This is a genomic window from Barnesiella propionica (assembly GCF_025567045.1).
Lineage (GTDB): Bacteria > Bacteroidota > Bacteroidia > Bacteroidales > Barnesiellaceae > Barnesiella_B > Barnesiella_B propionica.
Window position 1 is genome coordinate 152,489 of sequence record NZ_JAOQJK010000001.1, and the last position, 13,078, is coordinate 165,566.

Sequence of the window (13,078 nt, forward strand, 5' to 3'; positions counted from 1 at the left end):
CGTTGTTATATTACTATTTCAATTCAATCAAAAACTCGTTTCTGGCATTACCGGATCATAAAGGTTCTATCCGGAACGAATAGCTTAAAGGAACATTGGCCGGAATCATATATTGGGTTAACGGCAGCGGACCGCAGCTTGCATTACCCAACCCTTGCTGTACACAATCTATATTCACATAAATCTCCGGTTTCCGCACCTTATCTAAATCAAAATCGTGAAGCGCATTCCAAATATCCTCATCAGAGAAGTGCAAAGCACTGAAACTCATATGATCTTTCGAGGTTATTTTAATTCCTTTATTATCACTGCCAGAGATCGTAAACCAACGTATATCTTCCCGGTTTCCCATACTTTGAGACCGGACATAATGTTCTTTTTCCATCCCGGTTACAGTCGTTTCATATATACCGAATAACGAAGCCTGCTTCCGGTCACTATAATTTTCTTCGGGCCCCCGTCCGTACCATTTTATAAATTCCGATCCTTCAGGCATAACTATCTGCAAACCTAAACGACGGATTATTCCGCCACCGGACGGTTTTATAAACTGTGCACTGACGTCAATTACTCCATTAGAATAAATATCGTATTTAACGAAATAAGGAATAACAACCTCACCGTCTTTGGTTTTCACCGTTACTTTAAAATCGGTAAATAAGGTTACGAATTTTTCACTGGTATCTACTTTGTAGGTGAACATAGGCCGATCATAAACAGTCTCATAATACGATTGATCCGAGAACTTATCGTTATTTACACTACGATACCAATTCAACACAAATCCTTGGCCACCATAAATCATTTCTTTTTTCCCATACCGAAGTGATGATAAAATACCTGTTTCCGAATCGAAAACAATCCTGGAATCGTCTCCGTTTATTATCAAATCTTTTCCATCACGGGTTACACTTATTTTATTTAAATCTGCTGTCTGGACAGCAGGAATTTCCGGACGGGAATTTAACGGAAATTGTTCCGATGCGACAATATGTCCCGCATCGGCCCAAGTTGCATCATCTTTCAATGAAAACCAAACATTCAGGAAATACTCGCTCCCTGCTTCAATTCGTGTTTTATACGGAACGGTCAAAGTTGTCTTGCCGTTAGCCTCAAGAAATAATGAAGCAACCGTTCCCGATTCTACGGTTATTCCGTTCCGCATCACCGTCCAGCCAATATCGAATTTTTCCAGATTGGTGAAATCATACTTATTCTCTATTTCTATTTTACCTGCATTCAACGCCAAGCCTCTGAACTTTATATACTGATATACTTTTTTTACTTCCAGTAACTTTGCGGTAATCCTCCTGTCGGGAGTAGTGAGACCATTGCAGCAAAAATCCAAATCGTTCGGCTTATCTCCAAAATCTCCTCCGAAATAATAATGATCGGCAGGTTCACCGTATTTATTAATTCCCTGATCTGCCCAATCCCATATACAACCGCCGATCATTCGTTGAGACTTATTTTCAATATAATCCATATACTCTGCCAGATTTCCGGGTGCATTACCCATAGAATGCGCATATTCACACAAGAAATAAGGTTTTTCCGATTCTTGCTGATCGAAAGCGGTCATACGCAGAATATCCGGATACATATGCGAATCCATATCGGCATAATCACTATTCCCTTCATAATGTACCGGACGTGTAGCATCCAGCTCTTTTACTTTTTTATACATCGCATGGAAATTTTCACCTCCGCCCGTTTCATTACCCAGTGACCAGAAAATCACCGACGGATGGTTTATATCCCTTTGTATCATACGGGTAACACGGTCGACAAATGCCGGCTGCCAGTCTTTATCCTCACTTAAACGATGATTTCCGTGAGCTTCCAGATCGGCTTCATCCATAGTATAAAGACCATAATAATCGTACATAGCATACATTTTCGAACTGTTGGGATAATGACTGGTACGTATGGTATTTATATTATGCTGTTTCATCATAATTATATCTTTTTCCATGCTCTCTACCGGAACCGCCTTCCCGTAACGGGGATGAATATCATGACGATTCACTCCCTTGAAAATAACAAGTTCGTTATTTACATATACTTTCTTATTCTTGATCTCGATCTTCCTGAAACCAAATTTAGAGGACATAGCCTCGGTCTCTTTTCCTTCTGCATTTTTCATGCTTACAATAACACTATACAATGCCGGATTTTCGGCCGACCAAAGTACAGGATTCTTGATTCCGGTTTCCATCAGGATTGTCTTTTCTTCTTTTGACCGGAGTTTATTAATATTTCCGGAAAGGACAGCAACCGTTTTTCCCGAGGGGTCTAAAAGGGAAACTTCCACCATACTGCCATCTACAGGCCGATCTCCATAATTTCTTACCGAAGCATTTACTTTGAAAACCGACATGCTGTAATCATTATCATTAAATTCCGAATTCAAACGGAAATCACGGATATGTACTTTCGGCGAAGCGTACATATACACATCCCGGTGAATTCCACTTAAGCGAAACATATCCTGGTCTTCGATATAACTGCCGTCCGTCCATCGGTATACTTCTACAGCAACCGTATTTTCTCCCGGTCTTATATATTTTGAAATATTGAATTCGGCATCATTATTCGATCCCTGGCTATATCCGACCTTACGACCGTTTACCCAGACATACATCCCGCTATAAACTCCGTCAAAATGAAGAAATACCTCTTTATCTTTCCAGTTGTCAGGAATATTGAAATTCCTTCGGTAAGAGCCTACCGGATTTACTTCGGTTTCATTCGTATATCCTTTTTGGGGAAGGATCAGCGACGTCTGATTTTTAAAAGGATAAGTAATATTCGTATAGATAGGCGTTCCATATCCGAACATCTCCCAACTGGACGGAACGGGTATCTCTTTCCATGAAGACACGTCATATTCCGTCTTGTAAAAATCAACAGGCCTTTCGGACGGTTGTTTTACCCAATGAAATTTCCACAGACCGTTTAAAGACTGATAAAATGATGATGAAGGCGTTTCCCAGGGCCTCTCATAATATTTATCCGATTTCAGGCTGTTTGTCGAAGGAAAAGGAATATAAGAACAATGTCCCGGTTCTTTATTAACCGCAAATATCTGTTCGTTTTCCCATTCCGCTTTTCCGTGTAAATTATCGGGAGGGAGTTTAGCAGAAGTTGCTTTAAGCTTCCACGAATTTGAAGCACCGGGTAATATGTATATATCTGTTCCGGCTGTTTCTTTTGTTTTGAAAGAGATCCTCTTATCCGAATTACCGGATTGAATAATATAACGGTCATTACCGGATTTTATAAATTTCCAGAGCTGATTTACATTTCCCCTGCTATAATCCCAGATACCTAAAGGTTTTTTACCTCCTTCGGAACTGGCTATGTCAAGGCTTTTTAATGTAAACGGATTATATACTATATAATAATCTTTATAAGGTACAAGCCTCCAAAGTTGTCCATTATTGTTCTTCTCTTCTTTACACAGATAAATAGTAGTCGAATTGCTCCGGCTTTCTTTATTGTCAAGGACTAGCCCGGAAGGACTTACTATTTTATACAAAATATGCTCGTTTATTTCCTGCGAATACAATTTTATATGCATCACAAAGACAAGCAATGTCGATATAAAGATATATATGATATTTTTTCTTCCGTTCATAGATAGTATATTATGGTAGTAGTAATAATCCTGGTATAAATTAACTCCGATCAGCGTATTCTCAAAAAGCTTACGCCGTGAGAGGGCAAATTCAGCCGCATAGAACTCGTTATATTAGGAATATCTGTCTGGCGCCATACATCCCTGACTTCGTTCACAACAGGGTAACCTAACGAAGAAAATAACAAATCGTATACTTCATCTACGTTCCCTAAATTAAATATTCCTACGGCTTTGCTGCCATCTTCCAATTCTTTTACCCATATCTGAATATTTTTATCTTTAATCAGCCGTTGCGCCTGTTTCCCAAGCGGATCCTGATTAACATCCAGCACTTCGGTATTTGTCAATAAACTAAGTGTAAACGGTTCCAGCTGACTTAAATCACAACCTATTAATAGCGGAGAAGCCAGCAGACTCCACAGTGTGATGTGTGTATATTGTTCATCGGGAGTAAGTCGGGAATTCCGTAATTCTTCACCCCAGCCTACTTTACCCACAATAAGCATATCGGGATCGTTCCAATGACCGGGGCCAGCATAAGAATAATAAGGATATTGATTGAATCCTATATCACTCATAGATTCCCAGGTATCGGTAATATCCCAGGTTGTTCTCCAACTGTTTCCTATGGCAGCACCCCAGCGCCATACATCGTCAAAACCATATTGGCACAGGCTATAAACGATGTCACGATCGAGTTCTCTCAAATGTTTTTGCATTAATAAATAAGGTTTCATATATGCAGAGGTAGAGGTATCTTTTTCACGATCGAAAACTTCGCTGTAATAGCACCAGTCATATTTCAGATAATCGACACCCCATTTGGCAAATATTTCGACATCTTGTTTCTCATGTTGATAAGAACCCAGATAACCGGCACAATCCCTGGGACCGGGAGAAGTATATATACCAAATTTCAAGCCCAGTGCATGAATACTGTCTCCTAATGCTTTCATATCCGGGAATTTTTTATTCGGTAGCATATTTCCCTTACTGTCTCGTGTATCCTGCCAGCCACCATCCAGATTTATATACGACCAACCGTAATGCATCAATCCCTTTTCTTTAAAAATATGGGCACTTTGCAACATTTTCTCCTGGTCTACTTTTAGCCCCCAACAGTTCCAACTGTTCCAGCCCATAGGAGGAGTAAGGGCTATTTTATCTCCTATCCTGATAAGTAACTCGCCTCGGGCTGCCCCTTTTTCGTTCTTTGCGGTCAAAATAACTTTATAATCTCCTTCCTTCTCGGGTTTCCCTGTGATAATACCAGTTTTACGGTCCAATTTCAATCCTTTGGGCAATCCCTGAGCCTCAAACGTCATCGGATAAATTCCGGAAGCGGCGATCGTAAATAAGAACGGATGTCCCGGACGGGCTCCATATACTTTGGGACCGTTTATCTTTGGAAAATCGGAAACAGGAGGAGTCAAAATATAATAAGAAATAATTTCCTTATTTTTGAATTTGCTTGTTTTATCGTCAATGTACGTAACATTAATTTTAATTCTTGTATTACCAGGAAATGCGATTTTCTTATCTAAGACTTTCAAGGGTGCTATTTCGATTTTTTCTGTTATCGTCTGAAGCATCTTGCCTTCTTGGGTATCTTCAACCGTAATCTGTAATTTTCCTGACTGCGTTTGGGGTAATTTATTGCGGAGATAAATATGATATTCACTCTCATTATAATCATTCAATGCCGTATAATCTATATCAAGTCCGTCTATCAGGTCATAAATCTGTAACGTAGGGATATCTGCATAAATCCCTCCCGAGCTTTCGCCGTCATATACCCTTATCGCCAGCACATTTTCTTCATCCCAAAGAACCGCCGGATCATCTAAATTCACAATATAATTCCTTGGTATTTCCCAACGGGAAACGAATCCTTCGGGATCGGAAGGAAATGTACCTGTTTTTCCTATTAACTTTCCATTGAGATAAACCTCGTCGGCATCATCTATTTTAGCTACATAAAAATTCAGTTTTTCTTTCAGATATGATTTATCCAGCATCGTTTTAGGCAGAAAGAAATGTATGCGATACCAAGCATATCCGTCGTAATTCATATATCCCTGTCTTTCCCAAGGAATAGAAGTTTTCACCTGTTTCCAGTCATTATCATCAAAAGTTCTTTCTTTCCAGGAAATATTATCTCCGGTTTTAAATCTTGCTTCAGGAAAAGATAAATGCAGCTGTGCGCTTAGATGCGTCATAATAAAAAGGCAGCTCACAAATAACAATACTTTATTTTTCATATAAATTATGTTTTTCATTGGTTTTATTTACTGGAATAAACATCATCTTTCTCAATGAGATAATAGTCGATTCATTTCTCTATTTCAATGATATAGGGATGATTTGTCATATTTAAATTAATTGCGGATATACCGCTTACTACCTTAACCGGTTTTGTTCCTACTACTGGATTATAGATTGTCGCTTTCTTTAATACTTCTCCAAAATTCACCCGGATATTATCTGCACCTTCTTTAAAACGCTCGCCCCAGATGACAAGAGAAAAATTACCGTTACTTTTCTGAAGCAACAAATCATGTACGGTTTCGGGCTGATCGGCAATGCCATAAGACAAACTACCCGGAGAATCAATAGATTTATTATCGGCCAGAATGGTAGTAAAGTTATGCAAATAGTCAGCGGCTAATCTGGGAGTATAATCCGGTCCGTAAAATCCATAAGTCAATTCAGGATTTTCATCGGTTCTGTCCCTTAAAATATACATAGCCGTATGGCTCCATCCCCGTTTGTACTGAGCCAGATATGTGGACATATATAATAATGCCTGCATCTCTTCGGTAACTTCACCATTTATCGTAGATCCTGTCTCGGTGGTTACCCGGGGTAAAGACCGTAGCTCATCTTCGGTATAACCGGTAAAATTCTTTATCCAGGTTTTTCCGAAATTACCATATAAACCATCGACCTTACAAGCACTTGTAGGATCAGATGCTACCCATGTCTGGTTATTTTGTACCGGAGGAAAACCCGGATGAACAAAATAATTATGACAACAGGCTACATCGGCATATTGGGTTCCATCGGGCATTAACGTATTCGCCCCGGCCGGAATAGTAAGATACTGTAAACCGCAATTATCGGTTTGAGCTCCGGTCTCCGTTGTACTCCAGACAGGATAATCTTTTAATATCTCATCTTTTTTCACAGCTGTATATAAATCTCTATGTAATTCGGCTACCGGCAGCCAAGAAGCATTAGCTCCTCCTTTTTTACCTTTATATTTCACATCCCAGTTATTCGGTTCATTGCAACCTTCAATGGCGAGCAAGGCCTGTGACTGTGCCACTTTTTTTACATTAGAAATAAAAGCCGGAAGATTAAAGTTTTTCTTTGTATTGAGACTACCCAAGCAACAAGCGACCTTTACTCCGCTTTTTTTATAAAACTCGGCTATGGAAGCTGGTTTATCTGCATTATCAAGACGTATCCAACGTATCCCCGTGTACTTACAACATTCCACGGTTTTGTCAATATTCTCACCCCGGCCATAAATAGCACTATTGGCTCCGATACTATTGAGAAAATCATTCGCCGGCACAGCAACCTCTTCTTTTACTGCTATAGACCGAGGATTACTACTGTAAACACGCACATAATCTACATACATATCTGCAACATTATTATATCGAGACAAGTCTACCGGCCAGCCGCCGCCAGTCGCCAGATTGATCATGAAGTACAAAGGTTTGGTTTTAGATATAGGTAATGTTTCGTGGCGGGCAACTTCAATATTATCACAATAATAGATAGTTTCGGTCTCTGTTATTTTACAACCGTAAATATGGGGAGATTCATACCATGTCGATGGAATTCCGTATTTGTTCATATCGGTCGGAAAGTAGCTGGCATGAAAAGCGTCACAAATCTGCTGAGGCGCTCCGGGCTGATTCCAGGCATGTGCAGCAATACTGTACAAGGGACCCGAATTAGGAGAATCTTTACCTTCACCTCCATAAGCTTCTATAATATCCAGTTCATCATTCGGTTCACGATAATTATTTATATCGTCTTTCACACTCATTAACCAAAAAGCAGGCCAGGTGCCCGGAGCATTCGGACCTATAAAACGACACTCGAAATAACACGGCATCATCGTAGAAAATCCGGTCTTATCGCTAAAGATAGAAGATATCAGCCCTGTACTGTTCTTGTTCGCGTCGATCCGTATCCTCAAATACGAGTCTATCTGGCTAAACGGATTCTTGGAAGAATTAAAATCCACAAAAGGGATAGAACTGAAATCTTCTTCCCCGCGTGGCGGTTTATGATCATAATACGTAGCATTTGAACCGTCGCCTCCTATAGAGAGAGCGGAATCAAAATCATCGGCATAGACCAATGTCATACCTTGTGCCGGAGACGGAGTTGCAGGTAATCCCTCTTTCCAGGATACACCGCTTTTATTATAAAGCTGAAGATAGCAATTATCGGTATTAGAAGCACTGCTACCCGATATTCTTAAGGTAATTGGACCATGCGGATATTCATTGGCAGGGAATACAAAAGAACCAGTTCCTTTATCGTCCAATTTTACGGTTCCAACAACCGAATTTGTTCCCAAACCGGTTCCTTGTTTCCAACAGTGGACCATAATCTGTTCGAAATTAGGGGCGAGAATATCTATTTTGGTATTCCCTTGTATCTCTGAACAGTATCGAGGAGATACTACTTTAATTATATCCGCAGAATAAGCATTACAAAAGAAACAAAATAAAATAATGCTGAATAATAATGTTTTTTTCATGGTCTTATATATATTTGAATTCTTTTTTAAGACTGAATAAAATAAATTCTTGAAAACACAGTTTAATTAAACCAGTCCATTTAATAAGCATATTTACAATCCGTATATTTAATGTATATATTTTAAAACTTAATCGTAACACCTTACAAATTATACAGCTTAAAATATATTTAACGCGGGGTTCGTAACAGATATAAAGGTTAAAGAAAATAGTTAACCGGGAAACCCACTCCTTTATTAGCACATTTATGAAACAAAGATAAATTAAGAATTACATTATTACTTATTGATGAATTGCATTAAATTATGGTATATTTGCACAATGTTGTTTTTCATGAACAATATAATAACAATTACGAATTAATAAAATACATCCGAACAAAGACATAATAAATTAATTCATTATATATCAAATATTTAAAGATAATAATTCAATCATATCTTATTCAAAAGAACAGATCAATTGAATCAACTTCAGTCAGGAGGAGTATACTAAAGTTTACGAAATAGCGGGATACAAGCACTATTATATTTAATATTGAATTTTCTTGTAATCCGGTAATTATAAAAAACAATCGGGTTTATAAGTACCTTATCCAAATTTCAACTCAAATATAGAAATAAATAAATTAAAAAAAGAAAGGTAAAGTTGTAAAAATACAGTCGTTTCAGAATTTATTTTTAGCCTGAAATTCTTCATAAAAAAGATATGCTATCTAAACATACTTTCGGAAAAAGTATATATGTTATTAAATTTCAAGCCAATCTATCTATTTTCAATAAAATCTAATATGTACGAATCAGAATCTTATATTCCAATAAATTAAACTTTCGTCTCTTTTTTCAAAATAAGAACAGCATATTCAAAAAAAAATTATAATTTCACCCCGCTGAATCAATTGAATTTATGAATCAGGTGTTGATACCGGAAAAATTATATATTTAAAATTTCCCTTCTAAATAAATGTAACGAGTAATACTTTCAGGGAATAAATAATTTTATTAAACAGGTGTACCATGGAATCTTATGAAAGTTTTTCCAGAACAGAATTATTAGAAATAATTGACCATCTCAAAAAGGAAAATGAACAACTCGCTTCCCACGTAAGAGGGCATAATGCACGAGATCATAAATCCGAAGTCATAGTAAAATATGCCGGTAAAATATTCGATTCACTCCCCGTCATGCTTACGATATTGGATCATTCTGGTACTATTGTAGATTATATTCCTTCGGGGAAAAATAATTATACAGGATCAATCGGTAACCAACTGATAGGAACACATCTCTCTCACATACTTCCAGACGAAGCTTATAATAAAATTCTGGATAATCTGGAATCGGTCATCACGACCCATCTTCCTTCCACCACATATTATTCGTTACAAAACAATAACAGGTTACGACATTTCGAAAATTATATATTTCCACTTAACGACCAACATATTTTTTGTATTTTCCACGATATCACCGACTCTGAAAACGAATTAAAAACATTAAAATACGCGGTGAACAGAGCAATGGAAGAAATATATTCCTGCTCATTAGACGGTACGATAAAATTTGCAAATCAACACTTTATAGACAGACATCATTTATCCCAACCTCTTTCTCAATACAAGATATACGATTTGAACGATTCTTTGCAAGGTAGAGAGCAATGGGAAGAAAAAATAAGAATAATAAATTCCACAGAAAATAAAACCTTAAAATATACCACCCGATACGGACGAGAAAAGGAAAACAATATAGCACAAGAAATAGTGGCATCCATTATACAGGACCCCTCAAAAGAGAGTACGATATGGTTCTTTGCCAGAGATATATCGCTAAGGATGGAGCAGGAAAACAAAATCAAAGAACTTAATTACATCATGGATGCTATCCTGAATAATATCCCCGTATATCTCTTTGTAAAAGATCCCGGGAACGATTTCAAATATCTATATTGGAATAAAGCATTCGAAGAATATTCCCATATTCCGGCTACTCATGCCCTGGGAAGAACCGATTTCGAAATATTTCCCAACCGGCAGGATGCCGAAAAATTCAGAAAAGACGATCTGCTGTTATTAAAGACAAGAGAAAGACTGGAATTCCAGGAGGAATATGTCACTGCGACCGGAGAAACCCGTGTTGTAAGTACATCGAAAGCCCTTGTACCTACAGAAAATAAAATTCCCCTCGTTATAGGAGTGTCGTGGGATATTACGGAACTGAAAGAATCGGAAAAAGAACTTATATCCGCACGTATAAAAGCCGAACAGTCCGACCGGTTAAAATCGGCGTTTCTCGCCAATATGAGCCATGAGATAAGGACTCCCCTGAATGCTATTGTCGGTTTTTCAAAATTGATGGCAGAGACTACTGATGAAGAAGAAAAACAACAATATTGCGATATCATCGATAATAATTCCGAAATGCTCCTGCAACTTATCAACGATATCCTGGATATTTCCAAAATAGAAGCGGGAACTCTTACATTCATAAACAAGCCTTTCGACCTAAGCGCTTTATGTCAGGATATATTTGAAGTACACAAAAACCGTGTAAAAAAAGGAGTAGAGCTCATTTTCGAAAATAACCGTCCCGGACTTATATTACAAAGTGACCAAAACCGGATTGCACAAGTTATCACAAATCTTATTACCAATGCAATAAAATTCACCGACCAGGGAAATATCCGGTTCGGCTTCTACATAAAAAATGAACAAATCAATTTCTACGTAATAGATACGGGACATGGAGTCCCTAAAGAAAAAATCGATACAATATTCGACCGGTTTATCAAATTAAATAATTTTGCACAAGGTACAGGACTGGGGCTCTCTATCTGTAAAATGATATTAGAAAAAATAGGCGGAACCATCAGCCTCGAATCCGAAGAAGGCCGCGGTTCCACATTCCGTTTTACCATTCCATATAAAAACGAAATTAATAAAAAGGAAACAATAAAACCAATAAAGAGTATAGATACCATGGTAAAGACGCAATTACAAGGGAAAAAAATTCTGGTTGCGGAAGATATCGAAAGTAATTTTTTACTGCTAAAGGTTTGTCTGGAAAAAAATTATAATCTTGTCCGTGCCAAAGACGGGGTCGAAGCCATTGCAAAGTTCAAAGAATGTAATCCTGATTTAATTTTTATGGATATAAAAATGCCGGAGATGGACGGACTGGATGCCACAAAAATAATCCGGAATTTGTCTCCGGATATTCCTATTATTGCCTTAACCGCATTCGCATTCGAAGAAGACAAGCAGAAAGCCTTTAAAGCAGGCTGTAACGATTTTATTACTAAACCGGTTTCTTTCAAAAGGTTAAACGAAATATTAAACCAATATCTTCATACAGAATAAAGATATATTTTTTTTGAAATAATTTCGTAATATTTCCTCTATCATTCCGAGATAAAAACGGCCGTTCCTTTTTACAGGAACAGCCGTACCAATCATCAAAGTTATATTAAAAGTACATTTATCTGAGCAAAATATCCTGTATCTTCTTTTCTAACCCGGCTTTCGGCATAACTCCCGAAAGTAACCGGGGTTTACCCTGCACAGGAATAAAAAGCAAAGTGGGAACCGTCCTTATCTTAAATATGTCGGAAAGTTCTTCCTCCTTATCTACATCTACTTTATAAATATAAATTTTATCTTTATATTTTCCGGCCAATTCTTCCAGCACAGGTCCCAACGCTTTACAGGGTCCGCACCAGGTAGCATAAAAATCTACCAATGCGGGTTTGTTCCCCCGGTACTTCCATTCCGAATTTACCGTATCCGTATCTGCTATTTTTACGGAAAATTCTTTCCGGGTTAATTGTTCAACACTCATTCTTTACCTCCTTTTACTTGCCCAATTTACTTTCAACGGTCTCTTTATCGAGTTTGCGTGTACAAAAGAACCAATCATAACAATGCATTTCTCCCTCTTTTCCCTCCATCCTGTCTTTAGCAACACCACAGGAACCGGCCGTAGGGACGATCACTTCATCACCGGGACGCCAGTCGGCAGGAAGGGCTACCCCGAAATTATCGGCTGTCTGCAGGCCGATAAGCACCCGTTTTATTTCATCGAAATTACGGCCTAAAGCCAAGGGGTAATACATAATCGTGCGGATAGTTCCCTGGGGATCGATAAAGAATACCGCACGCACAGCCGATGTGGAACTTTCTCCGGGCTGGATCATTCCGTAAAGTTTGGCAACATTCATCGTTATATCTTCGATCAAAGGAAACTTAATCTCCACATTCTTCATTCCTTTATAATCTATTTTATCTTTGATTGTACGCAGCCAGGCAATATGACTGTACAGTCCGTCTACAGATAACCCCACCAGCTGACAATTCAAGTTCTCGAACTCTTCCGCCATTTTCCCGAACGTCATAAATTCTGAAGTACATACAGGAGTGAAATCTGCCGGGTGACTGAACAGTATGATCCATTTACCTGCATAATCCGAAGGGAAATTAATTTTACCTTGTGTAGTTACTGCTTCAAAAGATGGTGCTTTTTCGCCGATCCTCGGCATTACGTTTACTTGATTTTCCATAATGTTACATTTTTATTGTTTATTGATAAATATATTTACTCTCTTTGTCTTCCGTTTCTTTAGATACCCGATACGGTATTCACCGATTAAACT

General features: G+C 38.0%; 6 protein-coding genes. 1 reads left to right on the forward strand and 5 read right to left on the reverse strand.

The features are described from left to right. Nucleotides 1–55 precede the first annotated feature (55 nt). The 3 genes from OCV73_RS00710 to OCV73_RS00720 form a co-directional block, all read right to left on the reverse strand. A complete protein-coding gene (locus OCV73_RS00710; protein WP_147548379.1) occupies nt 56–3,640 on the reverse strand; it encodes a glycoside hydrolase family 2 TIM barrel-domain containing protein in 3,585 nt (1,194 codons plus the stop codon). A gap of 50 nt (nt 3,641–3,690) precedes the next feature. Next, nucleotides 3,691–5,904 (reverse strand): putative Ig domain-containing protein, encoded by a 2,214-nt coding sequence (locus OCV73_RS00715; protein ID WP_167551182.1) that lies wholly within the window; start codon nt 5,902–5,904, stop codon nt 3,691–3,693. Between the two features lie 71 nt (nt 5,905–5,975). Beyond that, the gene (locus OCV73_RS00720) at nt 5,976–8,429 is read right to left on the reverse strand and encodes a glycoside hydrolase family 16 protein (protein WP_147548381.1); all 2,454 of its coding nucleotides are present in this window, start codon (nt 8,427–8,429) and stop codon (nt 5,976–5,978) included. 1,017 nt (nt 8,430–9,446) lie between these two features. On the opposite strand from OCV73_RS00720, the gene OCV73_RS00725 reads away from it, so the two are divergent. Continuing rightward, nucleotides 9,447–11,789 (forward strand): PAS domain-containing protein, encoded by a 2,343-nt coding sequence (locus tag OCV73_RS00725; protein WP_147548382.1) that lies wholly within the window; start codon nt 9,447–9,449, stop codon nt 11,787–11,789. Between the two features lie 118 nt (nt 11,790–11,907). Here OCV73_RS00725 and trxA read toward each other — a convergent pair whose 3' ends face one another. Beyond that, the gene (gene trxA, locus OCV73_RS00730) at nt 11,908–12,267 is read right to left on the reverse strand and encodes a thioredoxin (RefSeq protein WP_147548383.1); all 360 of its coding nucleotides are present in this window, start codon (nt 12,265–12,267) and stop codon (nt 11,908–11,910) included. A 13-nt stretch (nt 12,268–12,280) separates the two neighbouring features. Continuing rightward, nucleotides 12,281–12,985, reverse strand: a complete 705-nt coding sequence (locus OCV73_RS00735) for a peroxiredoxin (protein ID WP_147548384.1) — start codon at nt 12,983–12,985, stop codon at nt 12,281–12,283. Nucleotides 12,986–13,078 lie beyond the last annotated feature (93 nt).